Raw genomic sequence first — 23,159 nt, forward strand, 5'->3', positions numbered from 1 at the left:
GGCATGCGCATGCCGCACCTCGGGGACGTAGCCGCCCATCTTGAAGAATTCGTGAATCATGCCCGCATGGCAGACGAGGGTCGCCTCGTTGCCGGCCGCGCGCAACTTCTCAGCATACGCCGCGCCCTCGTCCGACAGCGGGTCGTACTCGGCCGTCGCGATCCACGCCGGCGCGACATCGGCGAACGACGGCGCGTCGCGCGTACCGTCCAGCGGCGCGAAACGCCAGTCGTCGCGATCGGACGCGTCACGCAGATATTGCGAGAAGAACCATTGGATCGTGTCGCCGGACAGCAGATAGCCGTTCGCGAGCCGCGCATGCGAATCGGTCTGCTGGTGCCCGGTCGTGCCCGGATAGATCAGCAGCTGCAGCGCGAGCGTCATGCCCCGGTCGCGCGCGAGCACCGCGCAGACGGCGGCCAGCGTGCCGCCCGCGCTGTCGCCGCCGACCGCGAGCCGCGCCGGATCGATGCCGAATTCGACGGCATGCGCGTGCAGCCAGACGAGCGCATCTTCCGCATCGTTCACCGCGGTCGGGAACCGATGCTCGGGCGCGAGCCGGTAATCGACCGACAGTACCGCGCAATGCGCATCGCGGGCGAACATCCGGCAGAGCGCGTCGTGCGTCGCCACGCTGCCGACCGTGAAACCGCCGCCGTGATAGTAGACGAGCGCCGGCAGCGGCTCGGCGAGACTCGGTGCGACGGGCAGGTAGAGACGGGCGCGGAACGCCGCGCCGTCGCGCGCGGGCACGTCGAGATCCTCGACCGAAAACATCGGCGCGGCGGCGACCTCGAGGATCAGCGCGCTGCGCTCATAGGCCGAGCGGGCCTCCTGGGGCGTCAGGTCGTGGTAGGGGCGACGCTTCGCGCGCTCGATCATGTCGAGCACCTGGGCAATCTTCGGATTCAAGGGCATCGTGAAAATGCGGCGCCTGATGCGCCGCCTGGAGCGGGCGACAAGCGCCGTATGATGCCACGGTCGCGTCAGGTCAACGCAACCAGCTGCTTGCCGAAATTGCGTCCGTTGAGCAGGCCGATCAGCGTTTCGGGCGCCCGTTCCAGCCCCTGCGCGATAGTCTCCCGGTAGTGCAGCTGCTTTTGCGCGACGAGGCCGCCGAGCTGCCTGAGCGCTTCCGGCCACACGTCGACATGCTCGCTCACGATGAAGCCTTGCACCAGCAGCCGCGAACGCAGGATCAGGTCCGGATGCGCGAGCGGCACCGGTGCGCCGTCGTAACCCGCGATCATCCCGCACAGCGCGATGCGGCCGCCCGGATTCATCAGCTCGAGCGTCGCATCGAGCCCCGCGCCGCCGACGTTCTCGAAACAGCCGTCGATGCCGTCCGGCGCGGCCGCCAGCAGATCCTCGGCCAGCCGGCCCGCCTTGTAATCGATGCAGGCGTCGAAGCCAAGCGTCTCGACGACGTAGCGGCATTTGTCCACGCCGCCCGCGATGCCGACCGCGCGGCAGCCCGCGCGCTTCGCCAGCTGTCCGACCACGCTTCCCACCGCGCCGCTCGCCGCGCTCACGACGACCGTCTCGCCCGCCCGCGGCGCAATGATCCGGTTCAGGCCGTACCACGCCGTCACGCCCGGCATTCCCACCGCGCCGAGATAGGCGGACAGCGGCACGTGCGCCGTGTCGACCTTCCTCAGGCCCTCGCCGGCCGACGTGCCGTACTCCTGCCAGCCGAACATGCCGACGACCTGATCGCCGACCGCGAAGTCCGGATGTTTCGATTCGACCACCTCGCCCGCGGTGCCGCCGATCATCACTTCGTTCAGCGGCTGCGGCGGCGCGTACGATTTCGCGTCGCTCATCCGGCCGCGCATGTACGGATCGAGCGACAGGAAATGATTGCGCACGCGCAACTGGCCGTCGGCAAGCGGCGCGAGCGGGGTTTCGACGAGCTTGAAGTTGTCGACGCGTGCCGCGCCGTCGGGGCGCGACACCAGCAGAATCTGTCGATTGATCCGGGACATCGGAAATCTCCTGTTCGTGATCGTCATCGTGCGCCGTCTGCTCGCACGGGAAAACGCGGCGCCGCGCGCCGCGGCCGGGACCGTGCGGGGCGGCTACGCGTCGCTCGGTCCGGGCAGCGCGCCCGGGTCGGTGCGGGTGCGTTGCCGGGCGATGTCGCGGCCGACGGCAAGCCGCTTCATGTACTTGAATGTGCCGAGCGCCTTCGCGACGAAATTGCCCGCGCTGTCACGCACCTCGCCCTCGCAATAGGCCATCGTCGTCGAACGGTGCAGCACGCGGCCGTACGCGCGCAATTCCCCGCGCCCGGGCTGCATGAAATTCACCTTCATTTCGACGGTGACGACGCCGACGCCGTCATCCGTGAGACTGCGCGCGGCCATCGCGAGCGCGACGTCCGACAGCGTCATCGTCACGCCCCCGTGCGCGATATTCCACGTGTTCATGTGCTGCTCGGCCAGCGGCAGCACGACCTCGCTCGCCCCGTCCTTTGCCGAGACGAGCCGCACGCCGAGGGCGTCGACGAACGGACTTTCGATCGCGGGCTCGCGCGGCGCCGCCGGAGGCTGAGTGCCGCTCATCACGCTTGATCGACCCGGTAGTCGACGCATTCGCGGCTTTCGCGCACCGCGCCGACGAACTGCTTCACGCCCTCGTGCAGCGGATGAACCTGGTACGCGTCGAGCGCGGCCTGGTCGACGAAGTCCGACACCAGCACGACGTCATAGGTCGAATCGAGGCCCGGCGTCGCCACGCCCACATCGAGACGCAGGATGCCCGGCACGATGTCGCGGCACGCGTCGAGCCGCTCCTTCAGCTTCGCCGCGTTCTGCGCACGCGTCGCGCCTTCGGCCGTTTCCTTCAATTTCCACATTACGACATGTCGGATCATGGTGTTCGTCTTGGTTCAGATGATGGATTTGTCAATGTTGCGGCCCAGCCGCTCCGGCGATCCGGCGCCGCGCCGTTCACCGGATGCGCGCGCAACCGTGCCGATCCGCCGCCAACGCGGCAGCAACGGCGGGAATCTCCCCGCGCCCCGGCACCGCATACGGCTACCGGGACCGCGCCTCACGCCGGCCGACGCGGCCGGTCACAACCCGGGCCAATTCGAAGCCTATCAAACTTGGCGGCCCGATGGGCGCACGGCCGTCGCCGAATCCGGGACCGGCAGCCATCGCGACGCCATTCGCGACGGACAGGCTGCCCCGGACACCCGCTTCGCGAGCGCATCGAATCGCGCGGCGCGGCCGTGATGCGGGACGCATCCGCCGCCCCCCTCCCCGGTCCTTGCGCGGCCGGCAGGGACACCGGCACCGCCCCGTGGCGGAAGTGCACAGGCCCGCGCATCGCCCATCGGCGGCAATTCAAGCCGACGTCGCCGCACACCGCCGCCGCCCGCACGCACCCTCCGCCGAGGCGCCGTGAAACCGGAGCTTTCAGGTGGTAAGATCCGACGTCGCCATTCGCGCTACTCGTCCACACAACATGCGCCACGCTCCTCGTTGGTTAATGTCGATCCTGCTCGCTGCACCGCTCACCGCATCGGCCTTCGGCAGCGACGATCAATACGACCAGTGCATCCTGCAGGCGCTGCGAAACAGCGAAAGCAGCTCGGTCGCGAACATCCTCCGCAGTTCGTGCCAGTCGCTTTACCGGGACGGTGCGATGCTCCTGCCCCGAGAAAAGGCTTATCACGCCTGTATCCTGCAGAACCTTCCGGGTGTCAGGGACAGCTTCGCGGCTCAGCAGATCATGCAGGCCTGCTCCCGCCGGAATCAGATGTGACGGTGCCGGTATCGCCGCGTATCGCGCGGCGCGTCGGCTTCGCCTCGGCATGCGCGGCGGGAAGGTGAATGCGGCACGTCCTTTTCGACCGAACGCACTGCCCGCATTCGCGGAATGCTCTTCGACCCGACGATCCTTTTGCTCCGGTCCCGCACGGCGTAATCCACGCGTTCCAGCCCGATCGACACGCTCGGCATCGACGCGGCCCACGCCCAATCCGCCGACACCTGAAAATAGCGCGCTGCCATGTCCTGCTCGCACGCCAATGCAAACAGGAATACCGCCTCCTCCCGTCCCGCGCGCCGTCACCCTCTTCTGACCAAGTGCCCCCGCGCGGAAGCGCGCATTGCATCCCGCGCCGACCTTGCCGCATTGCGCATGAAAACTGAAATCGCAGATTCAGACATCGCACGCTCGCCAAATCCTCGGAGCGACCTGATTCGAGCGAATCTTTCGGATATATCGCGTACCGCCGCATTCAATCCGATTTCCACCCGCGTTAATCGCCGTTAATCAAGTCAGCCGCATATTGCGCGGTTATCTCGAAACTCAGCATAATGCTTACGCGCCGGAAATCGTCGATCAACCGGGCGCTCCGTCGTACTCATCGAATGCGTCATCACTCGGCACCTCTGCCGATCATCCGTATCTCAAACACGGAGGCGTTTGTGGCTTATTTATCCAGCAACTACCAGAACAATGCCGGCGCACCGGCCGGAAAATGGACCTGCGCGCCGACCTCCAGTCTCGGGCCGTTCGATGCCGCGCCGAGCGGCAACGTCACCAAGGGCACCGATCTCTGCGGCCAGTGCGTGTCCTACGTGAAGAAGGTCTGCCCGATGCTGCCGCCGACCTTCAGCTGGGGCAAGGGCGCCGCCGTCAAGGACAACAAGGACATCAAGCCCGGCACCGTCATCGCAACCTTCAACCACGCCGGCAAATACCAGGGACACGCCGCGATCTACGTGGGCCAGAGCGCGGCCGGCATCAGCGTGTACGACCAGTACGTGACGCCGCCCAGCCCGAAGGCCGTCGGCCCCCGCACGCTGCGCTGGGGCGCGCACGGCACGTCGAACAACGGGGACAATTTCTATGTCGTGGAATAGGCGCCTCGCCGTCCTGCTGCTCGCGCCGCTGCTGGGCTGCTCGATCGAATCGGCGACGTCGGCGGAAGTGTGCCCCGTGCAGCCCGGCCATCCGCTACAGTACGTCGATGTCTTCGACGGCGCGCCGGAGGACATGGCGACGCTGGTGCCGGACCAGGCGCAGCCGACGTCCGGCTATTGGCAGCTCGCCTATGTCTACGACGCGGGCCGGTCCGTCACGGTCCGCTGCAAGTATGCGGGCGGGCAGCAGTCGGACGTGAAGCTGGCCCAGCGGGTCAACCGGTGCGATTACCGCATCGACGCGCAGAAAACGCTCACGCTCAAGTGCAAATAGCGGCCGGTCGAGCAGCGCCGCGCCTGCGCTGACTGTGCCACGCCCGGAACCCGGGCCGGAGCGCGGCGCGCAAGCCCGTTGTGCCGGAGCGGCTCACTCCGGCTCCACCTCGAGCGCCAGCAGCTGCGCGATCGCCCGCCTCAGCCTGTCGTTCGGCACCGGCTTGTGCAGCAGCATCAGCTCGCTCGCCTGCACTTCCCGCAGCCGATCGGCAGCCGTATCGCCTGAAATCAACATGGCGGGAATCGTCTCGTTGTATTCGTTGCGCAGCCGCTGAATCGCGTCGATGCCGGTTTCTCCGCCATGCAGCCCGACATCGCACAGCAGCAGCCCCGGCCGGCGCGGGTGAGCGGCGAGCCGCACGATCGCCTCGTCGGCCGAACCGGCGGTCACGACGTCATAGCCCCAGCCGGACAGCAGGATCGACATGCCCATCCGGATCGCCGCCTCATCGTCGATCACGACGACCAGTTCCGCCGTCGCACCGGCCGCGCCGGCCGCGACAGGTGCGGCCGGCGGTTCGCACACGACGCTCGCCTGCGCGAACGACACCTCGAAGCACGACCCGCGCCCCGGTGTCGAGCGCAAGCGGATCGTGCTGCCCAGCAGCACGGTGAGCCGCCTCACGATCGCCAGCCCCAGGCCCAGCCCCTGGTTGCGATCCCGCTCCGGATTGTCCAGCTGGTAATACTCCTGGAAGACCAGGCCCTGCTGCGATTTCGGAATCCCCCGCCCGGTGTCCCACACCTGCATCGCCACCCGCCCGCCCCGCCGCCGGCAGCCGACCACCACGCGGCCCACGTCGGTATAACGCACGGCATTGGCCACCAGATTGCGCGCGATCCGCTCGACGAGCGTCGGGTCGGAGTCGACCCACACGCGGCTACGGACGTGCGACAGCACGAGGCCCTTGGCCTGTGCATCGCCCGCGTAGTCGCGGCACACCCGCGCAAGCACCGGATCGATCGGAAACGCCCGCCGGTCGACCGCCACGACGCCCGCATCGAGCTTGGAAATGTCGAGCAGCGCCGCGAACAGCATGTCCATCGCGCTGGTCGATGCATCGATCTGCTCGACAAGGCGACGGCCCTCGGCCGGCATCGGCACGTTGCGCAGCGCGCCGACGAACAGGCTCAGCGCATGCACCGGCTGGCGCAGATCGTGGCTCGCGGCGGCAAGGAAACGCGATTTCGCCTGGTTCGCCTGCTCGGCGATCTCCTTCTGGCGCCGCAGGTCGGCCGCCAGCAGCTCGGCCGCGCGCCGCTCCCGTTCCGACTCCAGCTCGGCCTGCACGCGGCCGACGAACATGCGCGAAATCAGCAGCGCCGCGGATGCCAGCAACCCTGCGTAGAGCAGCATGAAGGCGACGCCGATGTCCTGATTCACGTAATTCAGCTCGAACGCGGTGATGCACGACACCAGGACCAGAATACCGAGCCAGACAGCCGACACGAGCGGCACGGTGATGCTCGCGAGCACGCCCGCCGCGATCAGTCCGGGCACGACGGCGATGATCAGGATCCGGCCCGCCTCGTCCGGAATGCGCGGCGTGCTCAGGTAGAGGCCGATACCGCACCATAGCGCGGTCGCGCCGCACAGCATTGCGGTGGTCTTGAGATCGCCCGACGTGTAGTCGACCGGCCGGTCGGCCCGCCCGGCCTTCAGCCGGTTCAGCGCATGGCCGGACCAGCTTGCTTCGCAGAGGAAGAACACGACGCACCACGCGGCAACGCCGACCGTCGGCATGGAGGCGCCGATCGCGGCGATCAACCAGATTGCCGACAGGCAGTTGGCAAAGGACAGGATCGGAATGATCAGGAACAGCGGCCGCAATTGCCGGTTGAGCAGGTGCTGACGCGTCTGGGCATCGGCGTCGGGGATCGCCCAGCAGTGACGCAACGCCGCCCAGATAGCCGTCATTTAGCGATCCGTATTATTAACTCCGGATTAATAAATTCGGACTGTCCGCCAAGCGCCGGGCAGCCGCTCCGCGCATCTTATCTTGTTCCGACATGTCGTTGAGGGCGGTATCGCGCGGCGCGCGGGCCGGGATCGCCTGACCGGGGACTCCGCTTCGACGGAGGAACCCGTGATGGGTGCGGCAGCCGGGCACATCCTCGCCGGGACAGACCCATCTGCTCGACGTGCAGCACGCCTGTCGATCGGCATTGGTGCCGGATCGTGCCCGTCGAACCCGCCGCCAGACAGTCGTGAGCCGCGAGTCCACGCGGCCAGCGAGTCGAATTGGCGCCCACCGTCTCGCGACGGGTACCGTCGCGCGCAGACGGACGGACCGAACGGCCCGTCCGTCGTTGCACGTCATGCGATCTCGAACAGCCCTGCCGCGCCCTGCCCGCCGCCGATGCACATCGTCACGACGACATACTTCGCGCCGCGCCGCTTGCCCTCGATCAGCGCGTGGCCCGTGAGCCGCGCGCCCGACACGCCGTACGGATGTCCGACCGCGATCGCGCCGCCGTTGACATTGAGCCGGTCGTCGGGAATCCCCAGCGTGTCGCGGCAATACAGCACCTGCACGGCGAACGCCTCGTTCAGCTCCCACAGATCGATGTCGGACACCTTGAGGCCCGCCTGCGTGAGCAGCTTCGGCACCGCGAACACCGGGCCGATCCCCATCTCGTCCGGTTCGCACCCCGCGACCGCGAAACCACGGAAGATCCCGAGGGGCTGCAACCCCTCGCGCTCCGCGACCTTCGCGTTCATCACGACGCATGCGGACGCGCCGTCGGAAAACTGGCTCGCGTTGCCGGCCGTGATCACGCCGCCCGGCACGGCCGAGCGAATCTTCGACACGCCTTCGAGCGTGGTGTCCGGGCGGATGCCTTCGTCGGCGGTGAGCGTGACCTCCTTCGTGTACAGCCGCCCGCTCGCCTTGTCCGCGACGCCCGCGCGCACCGTGATCGGCACGATCTCGTCGTCGAAGCGCCCCGCTGCCTGCGCCGCCGCCGCGCGCAACTGCGAACGCGCGCCGTATTCGTCCTGGCGCTCCTTCGCGATCCCGTAGCGCTTCGCGACGTTCTCGGCGGTCTGCAGCATGTTCCAGTAGATTTCCGGCTTGTGCTCGAGCAGCCAGCCGTCGAACATCATGTGGCGGTTCATCTCGTTCTGCACGCACGAGATCGACTCGACGCCGCCGGCGACGAACACGTCGCCCTCGCCCGCGATCACGCGCTGCGCGGCCAGCGCGATGGTCTGCAGGCCGGACGAACAGAAGCGGTTCACCGTCATGCCCGGCACGCCGATCGGCAGGCCCGCGCGCAGCGCGATCTGGCGCGCGATGTTGCCGCCCGTCGCGCCCTCGGGGTTCGCGCAGCCGATCAGCACGTCCTCGATGCGCGCCGGATCGAGCTTCGCGCGTTCGACGGCCGCCGCGACCACGTGGCCGCCGAGCGTTGCGCCGTGCGTCATGTTGAGCGCGCCGCGCCATGATTTCGCCAGTCCGGTCCGGGCGGTCGATACGATTACGGCTTCGGTCATGCCAGTCTCCTGAAGCTGAGTTCTGTTGGTCAAATGGAACGGAAAGAACGCCGCGCCTACGCGCGCACGTCCGCGGACTGGGCACGCGCCACGCCCGCCTCCTGCAAATCCCGCCACGCCCGCGCGAGCGATCCGTCCAGATCGATCGCGCGGCAGGCATCCTCGATCACCGCCGCCTCGAAGCCCGCGGCGCGCGCATCGAGCGCCGACCACGCGACGCAGTAGTCGGTCGCGAGCCCGCAGCACCACACGCGCTTCACGCCCAGCTCGCGCAGATAGCCGGCGAGCCCGGTGGACGTCGTGCGATCCGCCTCGACGAACGCCGAGTAGCTGTCGACTGCCGCGTGATGCCCCTTGCGGATCACGAGCTGCACGCGGCGGAGATCGAGGTCGCCGTGCAGCGCCGCGCCGGCGCTGCCCTGCACGCAGTGCGTCGGCCACAGCACCTGCTCGCCGTACGGCAGACGGATCGTCGAGAACGGCGCGCGCCCCGGATGGTTCGCGGCGAACGACGCATGATCGACGGGATGCCAGTCCTGCGTCGCGACCACGCGCTCGAAGCGCGCCGCGAGCCGGTTGATGACCGGCACGACCTGATCGCCGCCGGCGACGGCCAGCGCGCCGCCCGGCATGAAATCGGGTTGCACGTCGATCACCAGCAGGACTTCATCGGTGCGTTTCATGATGCGTCTCCAAGCGGGCCGCGTGCGCTCGTCACGCGTTGAAGCCGCGGCCGCCGGCCGCCAGTTCGACGATCGACGGCGCGATCCGCCACGCATCGCCGTTCGCCGCCGCCGCGTAGCGGCGGATCGCCCGCTCGACGTTGTACAGCCCGACCGTATCCGCGTACAGCATCGGGCCGCCGCGCCACAGCGGGAAACCGTAGCCCGTCAGGTAAACCATGTCGATGTCGGACGCCTTCGACGCGATCTTCTCTTCGAGAATCTTCGCGCCTTCGTTGACGAGCGCGAACACCAGCCGCTCGACGATCTCATCGTCGCCGAGCTTGCGGCGCGCCACGCCGCGCTCCTTCGAATACGCGACGACCAGTTCGTCGACGAGCGCGGACGGCTTCGCCTTCCGGTCGCCCGCCTGGTAGTCGTACCAGCCCGCGCCGGTCTTCTGGCCGAAGCGGCCCTGCTCGCACAGGCGGTCGGCGATCTTCGAGTAATGGAGATCGGGCTGCTCGAGATAGCGGCGCTTGCGGATCGCCCAGCCGATGTCGTTGCCGGCCAGATCGCTCATCCGGAACGGCCCCATCGCGAAACCGAATTTCTCGATCGCGCGATCGACCTGCGCCGGCAACGCGCCTTCCTCCAGCATGAACAGCGCCTGGCGAATGTACTGCTCGATCATCCGGTTGCCGATGAAGCCGTCGCAGACGCCCGACACGACAGCCGTCTTCCTGATCTTCTTCGCGAGCTGCATCACGGTGGCGAGCACGTCCTTCGCCGTCGCGTCGCCGCGCACCACCTCGAGCAGCTTCATCACGTTCGCGGGACTGAAGAAGTGCATGCCGACCACGTCCTGCGGCCGTTTCGTGAATGCGGCGATCTTGTTGACGTCGAGCGTCGACGTGTTCGACGCGAGGATCGCGCCCGGCTTCGCGACCTCGTCGAGTTTGCGGAACACCTGCTCCTTCACGCCCAGTTCCTCGAACACCGCCTCGACGATCAGGTCGGCCTGCTTCAGATCGTCATACGACAGCGTCGGCGCGATCAGCGCGAGCCGCGCGTCGAGCTTGTCCTGCGTGAGCTTGCCTTTCTTCACCTGCGCGTCGTAGTTCTTGCGGATCGTCGCGAGGCCGCGATCGAGCGCATCCTGGCGGGTTTCCAGCAGCGTGACCGGCAGCCCGGCGTTGATGAAGTTCATCGCGATGCCGCCGCCCATCGTGCCCGCGCCGATCACCGCGACCGCCTTGATCTCGCGCACCGGGGTATCGGCCGGCACGTCGGGAATCTTGCTCGCGGCGCGCTCGCCGAAGAACGCGTGACGCAGCGCGCGGCTTTCCGGTGTCTGCACGAGCGCGATGAAACCTTCGCGCTCCAGCGCGAGCCCCTTGTCGAAGCCGTGCTGTACGCCGGCCTCGATCGCGTCGATGCACTTGTGCGGCGCGGGGAAATTCGGCGCGACGGACTTCACGCTGTTGCGGGCGAACTGGATGAAGCCCGCCGCGTTGTCGTGCGCGATCTTGCGGTCGCGCACGCGCGGATGCGGGCCGGGCGCCGCGCCCACCTTGCGCGCGAACGCATGCGCGGCCGCGGCGAGATCGCCTTCCGCCAGTTCGTCGAACAACCCGCTTTTCGCCAACTGCTCCGACGGCACCGGCGCGCCCGACACGATCATGTTGAGCGCGGTCTCGAGGCCGACCGCGCGCGGCAGGCGCTGGGTGCCGCCCGCGCCCGGCAGCAGGCCGAGCTTCACTTCGGGCAGCGCGATCTGCGCGCCCGGCGCGGCGATCCGGTAATGCGCGCCCAGCGCCAGCTCGAGGCCGCCGCCCATCACGACGCTGTGCAGCGCCGCGACGACGGGCTTCGGGCTCGCCTCCACCGCGCGGATCACGGTGTGCAGCGTCGGCTCCTGAAGCGCTTTCGGGGTATTGAATTCGGTAATGTCCGCGCCGCCGGAAAATGCCCGGCCGGCGCCCGTCAGCACGATCGCCGTCACCGACGGGTCCTGCTGCGCGCGTTCCAGGCCGTCCATGAGCCCGGCCCGGGTCGACAAGCCGAGCCCGTTGACGGGCGGATTGTCGAGCGTGATGACGGCGACGCCGTCGCGAGTCGTGTAGTCCACTGCCATCTGTCTGCCTCCATGCGGTTGCGCGCGCCGGTGCGGCGCGCGCCTGCTTCGATGCGCTCGATTGTCCGCCAACGGCCGGAAAGCCGCTCGCGCGCCATCGACGCTTGTCGAGAATCAGAGGCAGCATACAACAAAAAAGAACGATCGTTCAATTTGCAAAAATGCCCGCTCCTCGTATTCGGACCGGGCAGGTTTGCACGGCGCCGCCTAGCCGGCGCCGACCGCCGTGGGCAGGACGTAATCGCGGAACATCTCGCGCAGCTTGAGCTTCTGCAGCTTGCCCGTGGCCGTGTGCGGCAGCGAATCGACGAACACCACGTCGTCGGGGATCCACCATTTCGCGACCTTGCCCTGGAAAAACGCGATCAGCTCGTCGCGCGACACCTCCGCGTCCGGCCGCTTGATCGCGACGAGCAGCGGCCGCTCGGTCCACTTCGGATGCGCGCAGGCGATGCAGGCCGCCTCCGCGACGGCCGGATGGGAGACCGCGACGTTCTCGATGTCGATCGAGCTGATCCACTCGCCGCCGGACTTGATCACATCCTTGCTCCGGTCGGTGATGTGCAGGAAGCCGTCCGCATCGATGGTCGCGACGTCGCCGGTCGGGAACCAGCCGTCGGCGAGCGGCGAATCGGTGCCGCCGAAATAGCGGTCGATCACCCACGGGCCGCGCACCTGCAATTCGCCGAATGCCACGCCGTCCCACGGCAGTTCGAGGCCGTCGTCGCCGACGATCCGCATGTCGATCCCGTAGACGACCCGGCCCTGCTTCTCGAGCAGGCGCCGCTGCTCGTCGAGCGGCCGCTGCGACTGCGCCCAGTTCAGCTTCGCGAGCGTGCCGAGCGGCGACAGCTCGGTCATCCCCCATGCATGGATCACCCGCACGTCGTAGACATCCTCGTAGGTGCGCAGCATCGACGGCGGGCACGCGGATCCGCCGATCACCGTGCGGCGCATCGTCGAGAAACGCACCCCCGCGTCGCGCATGTAGTTGAGCAGCCCGAGCCAGACGGTCGGCACCCCCGCCGAACAGGTCACGCGCTCCGATTCCATCAGCTCGTACAGCGACTTGCCGTCGAGATCCTTGCCGGGAAACACGAGCTTGGCGCCCGTCAGCGGCGCCGAGAACGGCAGGCCCCACGCGTTGACGTGGAACATCGGCACCACCGGCAGCACCGCGTCCATCGACGACAGCCCCATCGCGTCGGGCAGCGACGCGCCGTACGCATGCAGCACCGTCGAACGATGCGAATACAGTGCACCTTTCGGGTGGCCGGTGGTGCCCGACGTGTAGCAGAGCCCCGATGCCTGGCGCTCGTCCAGGTCGGGCCACGCATAGACGCCGTCCTCGGCGCCGACCAGCGTTTCGTAGCAGAGGAAAGGCGTCGCGCCGGAGGGCACGCGCGCTTCGTCCGTCATCGCGATCCAGCCCTTCACCTCCGGGCACTGCGGCGCGAGCAGCTCGACGAGCGGCGCGAAGCTGATGTCGAACAGGACGTAGCGGTCTTGCGCGTGATTGACGATGTAGGCGATCTGCTCGGGAAACAGGCGCGGGTTGATCGTGTGGCAGACCGCGCCCATCCCGCTGATTCCGTAATACGCCTCGAGGTGCCGGTAGCCGTTCCAGGCGAGCGTTCCAATCCGGTCGCCAACCTCAATGCCGAGGCGGGTGAACGCCTGGGCCAGCTGTTTGGAACGCCGCTCGCAATCGCGGTAGGTATAGCGGTGAAGATCGCCTTCGACGCGGCGCGACACGATTTCCACGTCGCCCGCATGCCGCGCGGCATGCGTGATCAGCGACGACACCAGCAGCGGCATATCCATCATCTGGCCCAGCAACGGCTTACCCATCGTCTTGTTCTCCCTGGAGGATTATTCGCGAAACGGTCTGCTTGCATCCGGCACTGCCGCGCACGGCCAAGCGGCCCGCGCGGCGCGGATTTACAATATCGACTTACTTTCCGATGATCAATATGTTGTTTTCCACAACACTATGTTGTTTTCCACCAGCGAGGCCGTGTTGGCAGCTACTCTTCCCGATCTCGCCGCGTCGCTCGCCGCGCCGCGTGACGACGCTTTCCTGTCGCTCGGCGCCGCGTTCCTCACGCGCCTGCCCGCCGCGCCGCTGCCCGAACCGTATGTCGTCGGCTTTTCCGACGATGCCGCGCGCGGCATCGGGCTCGATCCCGCCGTGCGCGACGCCGCGGGCTTCGCCGAGCTGTTCTGCGGCAACCCGACGCGCGACTGGCCTGCCGAGGCGCAGCCCTACGCGACCGTCTATTCCGGCCATCAGTTCGGCGTCTGGGCGGGCCAGTTGGGCGACGGACGCGCGCTTGCCATCGGCGAACTCGAACACGACGGACACCGCTACGAGCTGCAACTGAAGGGCGCCGGCCGGACGCCGTATTCGCGCATGGCCGACGGGCGCGCGGTACTGCGCTCGTCGATCCGCGAGTTCCTGTGCTCGGAGGCGATGCACCATCTCGGCATCCCGACCACGCGCGCACTGACCGTGATCGGCTCCGACCAGCCGGTCCGGCGCGAGGAAATCGAAACCTCGGCGGTCGTAACGCGGGTGGCGGAGAGCTTCGTGCGCTTCGGCCATTTCGAGCACTTCTTCTCGAACGACCGACCCGACCTGCTGCGCGCGCTCGCCGATCATGTGATCGCGCGCTTCTATCCGCACTGCCGCGACGCCGACGATCCGTACCTGGCGCTGCTGGAGGCCGTCATGCTGCGCACCGCCGATCTCGTCGCGCGGTGGCAGGCGGTCGGCTTCTGTCACGGCGTGATGAACACCGACAACATGTCGATCCTCGGCGTGACGATCGACTACGGCCCGTTCGGCTTCATCGACGCATTCGATGCGACCCACGTCTGCAACCACTCCGACACGCAGGGCCGCTACGCATACCGCATGCAGCCGCGGATCGCGCACTGGAACTGCTTCTGTCTCGCACAGGCGCTGCTGCCGCTGATCGGCCTGCAGCACGACGCGCCGGACGACGACGCGCGCGCCGAACGGGCGGTCGACGATGCGCAGGCCGTGCTCGCGCGGTTTCCCGAACGCTTCGGCCCCGCGCTCGAGCGCGCGATGCGCGCGAAGCTCGGCCTCGAACACGAACGGGACGGCGACGCGGCGCTCGCGAACCAGCTGCTCGAAATCATGCACGCGAGCCATGCCGATTTCACGCTGACCTTCCGCCATCTGGCGCGTCTGTCGAAACACGGCCCGCACGCGGATGCGCCGGTGCGCGACCTGTTCATCGATCGCGACGCGTTCGACAACTGGGCGAACCTCTACCGCGCGCGGCTGTCCGACGAAACGCGCGACGATGCCGCGCGCGCCGCCGCGATGAACCGCGTCAACCCGAAGTACGTGTTGCGCAACCACCTTGCCGAGACCGCCATCCGGCTCGCGAAGGACAAGGATTTTTCCGAAGTCGAGCGCCTCGCCCGCGTGCTGAGCCGCCCGTTCGACGAGCAGCCGGAGTACGACGCGTATGCCGCGCTGCCGCCCGACTGGGCGAGCTCGCTCGAGGTGAGCTGCTCGTCGTGATACCGGCCGCGCCCCGCGCGGCCTTGCCCGTGCCGTACCCCAGATCAATCAGGAGCTTCGAGACATGTCCCACGATCGAGACGACAAGTCCTATCCCTACCCGAAGGACGATGCCGAGCTGCGCCGCCGGCTCACCCCCATGCAGTACGAGGTCACCCAGCACGCGGCCACCGAACGCGCGTTCACCGGCGAATACACCGACACCGAGGACGCCGGCATCTACCATTGCGTGGTGTGCGGCACCGCGCTGTTCGAATCCGGCGCGAAATACCATTCGGGCTGCGGCTGGCCCAGCTACTTCAAACCGCTCAACAGCGAGGTCATCGAGGAGAAGATGGATCACACGCACGGCATGACCCGGGTCGAAGTCCGCTGCAACGAGTGCGGCGCGCACCTCGGTCACGTGTTCGAGGACGGCCCCCGCGACAAAACCGGTTTGCGCTACTGCATCAACTCGGCTGCGTTAAACTTCGAGGTTAAACCCGGGCAGAAGTAAGCCGGCGCTTAAACGGCACCCGTCCGCGCACGCGCCGGGGCTGGGGTCCCTACAACGCTGACGGGTCAGGTCAGCCCGTCACGCAGCCGCGATCACCATGAAATTTCTGTTCGATCTGTTCCCGATCATCCTGTTTTTCGCCGCCTTCAAGCTATGGGGCATCTTCACGGCCACCGCCGTCGCGATCATCGCCACCCTCGCCCAGGTCGCCTGGGTCGCATTCCGTCACAAGAAAGTCGACACGATGCTGTGGGTGAGCCTCGGCGTGATCGTCGTGTTCGGCGGCGCCACGCTCGTGCTGCACGACGAGAAATTCATCCAATGGAAACCCACGGTGCTTTACTGGCTTTTCGCGGTCGGCCTGCTCGCCGCGCGCTATGCGTTCAACAAGAATCTGATCGAGAAGATGATGGGCAAGCAGCTCACGCTGCCGCACCCGGTCTGGGACAAGCTCAACCTCGCGTGGGCCGCGTTCTTCGCGGTGCTCGGCATCGCGAACCTGTACGTGGTGAACCACTTCACCGAATCGCAGTGGGTCAACTTCAAGCTGTTCGGCACGACGGGCGCGATGATCGTGTTCATCATCCTGCAGAGCCTGTGGCTCGCCAAGTATCTGAAGGACGAGTAACGATGAACGACGCTTTCCTCACCGCATCCCCCGACGAACGCATCGCGCTGATCGAGGCGCGTCTCAACGCCGCGCTCGCGCCCGCGTCGCTCGCCGTGCGCGACGACAGCGCGCTCCACGCCGGCCACGCCGGCGCGTCGGCGGGCGGCCACTACACCGTGACGATCGTCTCCTCAGCCTTTGCCGGCAAGGCGCGCGTCGCGCGACACCGGCTGGTGTATGATGCGCTCGCCGATGCCATGCAGCGCGGTATCCATGCGCTGGCGATCGTGGCGTACACGCCCGAAGAATTCAATGTGTCCTCTCATTAAGTCGTCTCATTAGGAATTCCCGATGATCCTGAAATCCCCCCGCCTGTGGGCCCTGGCGGCCGCTTTCGCAGCCGCTCCGGCTTTCGCCCAGAACATCGCCGTCGTCAACGGCACGCCGATTCCGAAGTCGCGCGCCGACGCGATGATCGCGCAGCTCGTCCAGCAAGGTCAGCAGGACACGCCGCAGCTGCAGCAGGCCGTGCGCCAGGAACTCGTCAACCGCGAGATCCTGATGCAGGAAGCGATCAAGGAAGGCATCCCGAGCCGCCCGGACGTGAAGGCGCAGATCGTCGTCGCCCAACAGACCGCCGTGCTGCGCGCGATGATCGAGGATTTCCTGAAGAAGAACCAGCCGACCGACGCCGAGGTGAAGGCACGCTACGACGAACTGGTGAAGAACGCGGCGGGCCGCGAATTTCACTTGCACCACATCCTCGTCGACAACGAGCAACTGGCGAAGGACCTGATCGCGAAGATCAAGGCCGGCGCGAAGTTCGAGGATCTCGCGAAGCAATACTCGAAGGATCCGGGTTCGGCGAAAAACGGCGGCGACCTCGACTGGTCCGATCCGAAGGCCTACGTGCCGGAATTCGCATCGGCCGCGCAGCAGCTGCAGAAAGGCCAGATGACCGATACGCCGGTGAAGACGCAGTTCGGCTGGCACATCATCCGCGTCGACGACATCCGCAGCATCGCGCCGCCGCCGCTCGATCAGGTGAAGCAGCAGATCGCGCAGCAGATCGTCCAGCAGAAGCTGCAAACGTTCGAAGAAGGCCTGCGTCAGCAGGCGAAGGTGCAGTAAGCGCCGTCGGGTAGGCGCGCTACGCGCGCCGAATGAAAAATGCCGCTCCCTCGGAGCGGCATTTTTTTTGACTGCGTGGCAGGGCCAGCGCGGCACACCGGAGCGAACCGGCTGCAAGGACCTGATCCGTCGCCGCAAGCCGCAATCGCGGGCCGTCACGCGTCTCGCGACGCACCGCGGCCCGCCCGGATCAGCCGATCCAGCGGCGCGCGTTGCGGAACACGCGCAGCCACGGGCTCGCCTCGCCCCAGCCTTCCGGATGCCAGCTCATCTGCAGCGTGCGATGCACACGCTCCATGTGCGGCATCAGTACCGTGAAGCGGCCGTCCGCCGTCGTCACCGACGTCATGCCGTCCGGCGAACCGTTCGGGTTGAACGGATAACGCTCGGTCGCCGCGCCGCGATGGTCGACGAACCGCATCGCGACCGCGACGCGGCTCGCGTCGCCCTGCTGCGAGAAGTCCGCATAGCCTTCGCCGTGCGCGACCGCGACCGGAATCCGCGAACCCGCCATGCCCGTGAAGAAGATCGACGGCGATTCCTGCACTTCGACAAACGACAAACGCGCCTCGAACTGCTCGGACTTGTTGCGCGTGAACTTCGGCCACGCGTCGGCGCCCGGGATCATCGACGCGATGCTCGACAGCATCTGGCAACCGTTGCAGATTCCCAGCGCGAACGTATCGGGGCGTGCGAAGAACGCGGAGAACATGTCCGCCAGACGCGGGTTGAAGCGGATCGTCTTCGCCCAGCCCTCGCCCGCGCCCAGCACGTCGCCATACGAAAAGCCGCCGCATGCGACCGCGCCGGCGAAATCGGCCAGCGTCGCACGCCCCGCGAGCAGGTCGCTCATATGGACGTCGTGCGCGTCGAAGCCCGAGCGATCGAACGCATAGGCGGTTTCCAGATGCGAATTCACGCCCTGCTCGCGCAGGATCGCGACACGCGGGCGAGCACCCTTGGCGATGACGAACGGCGCGGCGATGTCGTCGGCCGGATCGAACGTGAGTACCGGCGACAGGCCCGGATCGGCCGCGTCGAGCAGCGCGTCGTACTCGGCGTCCGCGCAGGCCGGGTTGTCGCGCAGCCGCGCGATGCGCCAGCTGACTTCGCCCCACGCGCGGTGCAGCTCGGTGCGCGGCGCGTCGTAGATCTTCTTCGCATCGCGGAACACCTCGATCGCGTCGCGCTCGTGCACCGCGCCGATCACGTGCGAGCAGGCCGACAGCCCGTGCTCGCGCAGCACGGCGAGCACCGCGTCGCGATCCGGTGCGCGCACCTGCACCACCGCGCCCAGTTCCTCCGAGAACAGCGCGCGCAGCGTGCGGTCGTCGCGGCGGCCGCTCGTCTGCTTGGCCCAGTCCTTCGCGTCGCCGTAGTCGGACTCGTGCGCGTCGAGCGTCAGCATGTCGACGTTGAGCGACACGCCCGCGTGGCCCGCGAACGCCATTTCGCACACCGTCGCCCACAGGCCGCCGTCCGAGCGGTCGTGGTACGCCAGCAGCTTGTCCTGCGCGTTCAGCACCTGGATCGCCGAGAAGAAGCGCTTCAGGTCTTGCGCATCGTCGACGTCCGGCGTGTCGTTGCCGACCTGCTGCGTGACCTGCGCGAAGATGCTGCCGCCCATCCGGTTCCGGCCGCGGCCGAGATCGATCGCGATCAGCACGCTGTCGCCCGCGTCGGCGACGCGGCGCAGCTGCGGCGTCAGGTGGCGGCGCACGTCCTCGACGGGCGCGAACGCCGAAATGATCAGCGACACCGGCGCGACCACTTCCTTCGCGACGCCCCGGTCCTCCCACTTCGTCTTCATCGACAGCGAATCCTTGCCGACCGGAATGCCGATCCCGAGCGCCGGGCACAGCTCCATGCCGATCGCCTTCACGGTGTCGAACAGCGCGGCGTCCTCGCCGGCGGTGCCGCACGCGGCCATCCAGTTCGCCGACAGCTTCAGCTTGTCGAGCGACGCGATCGGCGCCGACGCGATGTTGGTGATCGCCTCGCCGACCGCCATCCGGCCCGACGCGGGCGCATCGATGACGGCGAGCGGCGTGCGCTCGGCCATCGTCATCGCTTCGCCGTGAAAGCCCGCGTAATCCATCGCGGTGACCGCGCAGTCGGCCACCGGCACCTGCCACGGGCCGACCATCTGGTCGCGCACCGACGTGCCGCCGACCGTGCGGTCGCCGATCGTGATCAGGAACGACTTGCTCGCGACCGTCGGGTGCTTGAGCACGCTGACCGCCACGTCGGCGAGCGCGATGCCGGTCACGTCGACCGGCGCGCGGTCGAGCGCGACGCGCTGCACGTCGCGGTGCATCCGCGGCGCCTTGCCCAGCAGCACTTCCATCGGCATGTCGACCGGATGCGCCCGGTCGCCTTGCGCCTCGTCGTCGACGAGTTGCAGTTGACGCACGTCGGTCGCGACGCCCACCACCGCGAACGGGCAGCGTTCGCGCGCGCAGATCGCCTCGAAGCGCGGCAGCGCGTCGGGCGCGATCGCCAGCACGTAGCGCTCCTGCGCCTCGTTCGACCAGATCTCGCGCGGCGACAGCCCGCTTTCCTCCAGCTGCACGCGGCGCAGATCGAAACGCGCGCCCTTGTCCGCGCCGTCGACCAGCTCGGGGAACGCGTTCGACAGGCCACCCGCGCCCACGTCGTGAATGCTGAGAATCGGATTCGCGTCGCCCAGCTGCCAGCAGCCGTTGATCACTTCCTGCGCGCGCCGCTCGATTTCGGGATTGCCGCGCTGCACCGAATCGAAATCCAGCTCCGCGGTGTTGGCGCCCGTTGCCATCGAGCTGGCCGCGCCGCCGCCCATGCCGATCCGCATGCCGGGGCCGCCGATCTGGATCAGCAGCGTGCCCGCCGGCAGGTCGTGCTTGTGCGTGTGGCCGTCGGAGATGTTGCCGATGCCGCCCGCGATCATGATGGGCTTGTGATAGCCGCGCACCTGGCCGCCGACGTTCTGCTCGTACACGCGGAAGTAGCCGCCGAGGTTCGGGCGGCCGAATTCGTTGTTGAACGCGGCGCCGCCGAGCGGGCCGTCGATCATGATCTGCAGCGGCGACGCGATGCGATCGGGACGGCCGTACTGGCCGCACGCATCGGCCGGATTGCGCTCGGCGACCGGCTGCGCGGCGTCGCGATCGTTTTCCCAGGCTTCGCGCGCGCCCGGCAGATCGAGATTCGACACCGTGAAGCCCGTGAGGCCCGCCTTCGGACGCGCGCCGCGCCCGGTCGCGCCTTCGTCGCGGATTTCGCCGCCGGCGCCCGTCGCCGCGCCGGGGAACGGCGAAATCGCGGTCGGATGGTTGTGCGTTTCCACCTTCATCAGCGTGTGCGTGAGCTCGGTGTGGCGGCCGTAGTGCTCCGCCGGGCCCTGCTCCGCCGCGCCGCGCGGGAACCAGCGCTCCGCCTGCGCGCCGACCATGATCGCGGAGTTGTCCGAGTACGCGACGATCGTACCTTGCGGATTCAGCTTCTCGGTGTTGCGGATCATCTGGAACAGCGAAATGTCCTGCGCCTCGCCGTCGATCGTCCATTGCGCGTTGAAGATCTTGTGGCGGCAATGTTCGCTGTTCGCCTGCGCGAACATCATCAGCTCGACGTCGGTCGGGTTGCGTTCGAGCGTGCGGAACGCGTCGACCAGGTAATCGATCTCGTCATCGGCAAGCGCGAGGCCCAGCTCGGCGTTGGCGGCCTCGAGCGCCGCGCGGCCGTGGCCCAGCACGTCGACCGTCGCGAGCGGTTTCGCGGGCAGTTCGTCGAACAGGTGTCGCGCGTCGTCGCGCGACGCGACCACGCTTTCCGTCATCCGGTCGTGCAGCGCCGCGCTCACCGCCGCGCGCGCGTCGTCGGCGAGCGCTTTCTTGCCGCCGACGCCGAGGATGCCGCTCTTGAGCGTCACCGTGAATTCGATCCCGCGCTCGATGCGGCGCACCTGCGACAGCCCGCAGTGCAGCGCGATGTCGGTGGCCTTGCTCGCCCACGGCGACACGGTGCCGAGGCGCGGCAGCACGACGAAGGTTTCGGTCGCGCCGCGCTCGTCCGATGCCTCGAACGGCGCGCCGTAGTGCATCAGCGCATCGATCCGCGCGCGATCGTCCGCCGTGAGCGGTTCATGCGCGTTGACGAAGTGCAGGAATTGGCCGCGAACCGCGACGATGTTGCCGTCGATGTGCTTGAGCGTGTCGAGCAGACGGGTTTGACGGAAATCGGAAAGGGCCGAAGCGCCGGGAAAACACGAGAAGTGAGCCATGGGCTGGACTGACGTCGATGAGTCGCGCAAGCTGGCGACGTGGGGCGAAAGGAAGGCCGTAATTATACCCGGAAGTGGCCCGCCCAAGGCCCCGGGCACGCGGCCGTGGCGGCGATTCAACGCTCGTCCGGAAGGCTGACGGGCGGCCTGCAACCCGTCGGCGGCGCCATTTGGCGCTATCATTCGCGCTTCACCGGGCTTCATACGGCCTGTCACGGGGACCAACCAACCGGGCCGGATTCATTGCCCGTCATCGAATCAAACATGGATGTCATCGTCATCGGCGGCGGGATCGGCGGCGTCGCCACCGCCTATCAGTTGCGCGCGGCCGGCCATCGCGTGTGCGTGGTCGAGCGTCATGCGACGGTCGCGCAGGGTGCCACCTACGGGCACGGCGGCGCAGTGCTGCCGACGCCGCTCGACGTCTGGTTCGGCCCGACTTTCATGCAGCACCGCCGGCCGCTCAAGAACGGCATCGTCTACAAGCCCGGCCTGAACGGTCAGTTGCGCCGCTTCGTGCGCCGTCTCGGCGAACTGGGCGAGCCCACCGCATACGCCTCGCACTACGCGAAGCTGCGCCCGCTGATCGACGCGTCGCGCGAAGCGATCGCGGACATCGAAACCCGCTTCAACCTCGAATTCGAACAGAAGAGCGGCGTGCTGCACGTCGTGCGCCACGCGCGGGAATGGGAACAGGCGCAGCCCGCGCTCGACCTGCTGCGCAGCCTCGACCTGCCGCATCGGGTGTTGAGCGCCGACGAATGCGCGGCGCTCGAGCCGTCCGTGCCGCTCGATCCCGAGTTCGCCGGCGGCGTGCTGTTCGAAGGCGAACGCACCGCGAACTGCCCCCTTTTCGTGAAACTCGTCAAGCAGGTGCTCGACGACCACGACGTGCAGTTCCGGCTCGGCCGGGCCGTGACCGCGATCCGCGCCGATGCCGGCCGCGCGGCGGTCGAGCTGGCGCCCGACCCGAGCGACCCGCGCGCGGCTCGCTCGAAGGAAGTCGACGTGATCTCGGCCGACGCGATCGTCGTCGCGGCGGGTACCGGCAGCCTCACGCTGCTCGACCGGCTCGGCGTGCGCCTGCCGCTGCATCCGGTGCGCGTCCATACGCTGACGGCCCCGATCGCCTACGAGGAACACGCGCCGCACCTGACGGTCGTCGACTCGATCAAGCGGATCACGATGACGCGGATGAACCAGCGGCTGCGGATCGGTGGCGGCGCGGTACTGCAAAGCATGAAGGACACCGCGCGGCCGCTCGCCGAGCCGTTGTCGGAAGCGGCGCTCGCGCTGCTCGGCCAGGCCACCCACGACTGGATCCCGGGCGCGGCGAAAATCTCCGCCGCACTGGCCTGGCAAGGCATCCGCCTGCTGTCGCCGGACGGTCTGCCGGTAGTCGGGCCGACTCCGCACCCGCGCGTGTTCGTCAACGTCGGCCACGGCCCGGCCGGCTGGGGTCTCGCGTGCGGGTCTGCTAAAGTGGTGGCGGATTACCTCGGCGGCGGCGCCCACCGCGTACCGGCCGAGACGCTCGCCGCGCTACGCGCGGAACGCTTCGCTGTCTGATGCCGCCCGGGTGCCGGGCGACGCTTGC

The 23,159-nt window shown here is 67.9% G+C and carries 20 protein-coding genes; 10 read left to right on the forward strand and 10 right to left on the reverse strand.

Annotated features, from left to right (window positions below):
* The 4 genes from RZR99_RS06010 to RZR99_RS06025 all read right to left on the reverse strand — a co-directional run.
* Positions 1-918, reverse strand: a 918-nt coding sequence (locus RZR99_RS06010; RefSeq protein ID WP_323118827.1) for an alpha/beta hydrolase, incomplete at its 3' end; no start/stop codon positions are given.
* Positions 919-986: 68 nt separating this feature from the next.
* Positions 987-1,985, reverse strand: coding sequence for an NADP-dependent oxidoreductase (locus RZR99_RS06015; RefSeq protein ID WP_323118828.1), 999 nt, complete (start codon positions 1,983-1,985; stop codon positions 987-989).
* Between the two features lie 93 nt (positions 1,986-2,078).
* Positions 2,079-2,564, reverse strand: coding sequence for a PaaI family thioesterase (locus RZR99_RS06020; protein ID WP_323118829.1), 486 nt, complete (start codon positions 2,562-2,564; stop codon positions 2,079-2,081).
* Entirely contained in the window at positions 2,564-2,875 is a 312-nt protein-coding gene (locus tag RZR99_RS06025) for a Dabb family protein (RefSeq protein ID WP_323118830.1), read from the reverse strand. Before RZR99_RS06025 ends, RZR99_RS06020 begins: the two co-directional genes overlap by 1 nt.
* Between RZR99_RS06025 and RZR99_RS06030 the strand changes: the two genes are divergently transcribed.
* The 4 genes from RZR99_RS06030 to RZR99_RS06045 all read left to right on the forward strand — a co-directional run bounded on the left by RZR99_RS06030 (position 2,874) and on the right by RZR99_RS06045 (position 5,211).
* Positions 2,874-3,239, forward strand: coding sequence for a hypothetical protein (locus tag RZR99_RS06030; protein ID WP_323118831.1), 366 nt, complete (start codon positions 2,874-2,876; stop codon positions 3,237-3,239). The genes RZR99_RS06025 and RZR99_RS06030 overlap by 2 nt on opposite strands.
* A gap of 256 nt (positions 3,240-3,495) precedes the next feature.
* Positions 3,496-3,771: a VF_A0006 family four-cysteine protein gene (locus RZR99_RS06035; protein ID WP_323118832.1), complete on the forward strand. Its 276-nt coding sequence runs from the start codon at positions 3,496-3,498 to the stop codon at positions 3,769-3,771.
* Positions 3,772-4,439: 668 nt separating this feature from the next.
* On the forward strand, positions 4,440-4,877 hold the full coding sequence (locus RZR99_RS06040) for a BPSL0067 family protein (RefSeq protein ID WP_323118833.1): 438 nt from the start codon (positions 4,440-4,442) through the stop codon (positions 4,875-4,877).
* Positions 4,864-5,211 carry an STY0301 family protein gene (locus RZR99_RS06045; protein ID WP_323118834.1) on the forward strand — a complete coding sequence of 116 codons (348 nt, stop codon included), beginning with the start codon at positions 4,864-4,866 and terminating at the stop codon, positions 5,209-5,211. The genes RZR99_RS06040 and RZR99_RS06045 overlap by 14 nt, the downstream gene beginning before the upstream one ends.
* A gap of 93 nt (positions 5,212-5,304) precedes the next feature.
* Here RZR99_RS06045 and RZR99_RS06050 read toward each other — a convergent pair whose 3' ends face one another.
* The 5 genes from RZR99_RS06050 to RZR99_RS06070 all read right to left on the reverse strand — a co-directional run bounded on the left by RZR99_RS06050 (position 5,305) and on the right by RZR99_RS06070 (position 13,359).
* Positions 5,305-7,131 carry an ATP-binding response regulator gene (locus RZR99_RS06050; RefSeq protein WP_323118835.1) on the reverse strand — a complete coding sequence of 609 codons (1,827 nt, stop codon included), beginning with the start codon at positions 7,129-7,131 and terminating at the stop codon, positions 5,305-5,307.
* A 399-nt stretch (positions 7,132-7,530) separates the two neighbouring features.
* Positions 7,531-8,709: an acetyl-CoA C-acyltransferase gene (locus RZR99_RS06055; protein WP_323118836.1), complete on the reverse strand. Its 1,179-nt coding sequence runs from the start codon at positions 8,707-8,709 to the stop codon at positions 7,531-7,533.
* 56 nt (positions 8,710-8,765) lie between these two features.
* The gene (gene pncA / locus RZR99_RS06060; protein ID WP_323118837.1) at positions 8,766-9,392 is read right to left on the reverse strand and encodes a bifunctional nicotinamidase/pyrazinamidase; all 627 of its coding nucleotides are present in this window, start codon (positions 9,390-9,392) and stop codon (positions 8,766-8,768) included.
* 31 nt (positions 9,393-9,423) lie between these two features.
* Positions 9,424-11,508, reverse strand: coding sequence for a 3-hydroxyacyl-CoA dehydrogenase NAD-binding domain-containing protein (locus RZR99_RS06065; protein ID WP_323118838.1), 2,085 nt, complete (start codon positions 11,506-11,508; stop codon positions 9,424-9,426).
* 207 nt (positions 11,509-11,715) lie between these two features.
* Positions 11,716-13,359: a 3-(methylthio)propionyl-CoA ligase gene (locus tag RZR99_RS06070; RefSeq protein ID WP_323118839.1), complete on the reverse strand. Its 1,644-nt coding sequence runs from the start codon at positions 13,357-13,359 to the stop codon at positions 11,716-11,718.
* A gap of 142 nt (positions 13,360-13,501) precedes the next feature.
* On the opposite strand from RZR99_RS06070, the gene RZR99_RS06075 reads away from it, so the two are divergent.
* The 5 genes from RZR99_RS06075 to RZR99_RS06095 all read left to right on the forward strand — a co-directional run bounded on the left by RZR99_RS06075 (position 13,502) and on the right by RZR99_RS06095 (position 17,304).
* Positions 13,502-15,067 (forward strand): protein adenylyltransferase SelO, encoded by a 1,566-nt coding sequence (locus RZR99_RS06075; RefSeq protein WP_323118840.1) that lies wholly within the window; start codon positions 13,502-13,504, stop codon positions 15,065-15,067.
* A gap of 64 nt (positions 15,068-15,131) precedes the next feature.
* Positions 15,132-15,563, forward strand: a complete 432-nt coding sequence (msrB, locus tag RZR99_RS06080) for a peptide-methionine (R)-S-oxide reductase MsrB (protein ID WP_323118841.1) — start codon at positions 15,132-15,134, stop codon at positions 15,561-15,563.
* A gap of 97 nt (positions 15,564-15,660) precedes the next feature.
* Positions 15,661-16,191, forward strand: a complete 531-nt coding sequence (locus RZR99_RS06085) for a septation protein A (protein WP_323118842.1) — start codon at positions 15,661-15,663, stop codon at positions 16,189-16,191.
* 2 nt (positions 16,192-16,193) lie between these two features.
* Positions 16,194-16,502, forward strand: a complete 309-nt coding sequence (locus RZR99_RS06090; RefSeq protein WP_323118843.1) for a BolA family protein — start codon at positions 16,194-16,196, stop codon at positions 16,500-16,502.
* 22 nt (positions 16,503-16,524) lie between these two features.
* Positions 16,525-17,304, forward strand: coding sequence for a peptidylprolyl isomerase (locus tag RZR99_RS06095; RefSeq protein ID WP_323118844.1), 780 nt, complete (start codon positions 16,525-16,527; stop codon positions 17,302-17,304).
* 190 nt (positions 17,305-17,494) lie between these two features.
* Here the strand turns inward: RZR99_RS06095 and purL are convergent, their stop codons facing one another.
* Complete coding sequence (gene purL / locus RZR99_RS06100; RefSeq protein WP_323118845.1) at positions 17,495-21,562, reverse strand: phosphoribosylformylglycinamidine synthase; 4,068 nt, start codon at positions 21,560-21,562, stop codon at positions 17,495-17,497.
* A 264-nt stretch (positions 21,563-21,826) separates the two neighbouring features.
* On the opposite strand from purL, the gene RZR99_RS06105 reads away from it, so the two are divergent.
* Positions 21,827-23,131 carry an FAD-dependent oxidoreductase gene (locus RZR99_RS06105; RefSeq protein WP_323118846.1) on the forward strand — a complete coding sequence of 435 codons (1,305 nt, stop codon included), beginning with the start codon at positions 21,827-21,829 and terminating at the stop codon, positions 23,129-23,131.
* Positions 23,132-23,159 lie beyond the last annotated feature (28 nt).

This window comes from Burkholderia alba, assembly GCF_034721475.1.
Lineage (GTDB): Bacteria > Pseudomonadota > Gammaproteobacteria > Burkholderiales > Burkholderiaceae > Burkholderia > Burkholderia alba.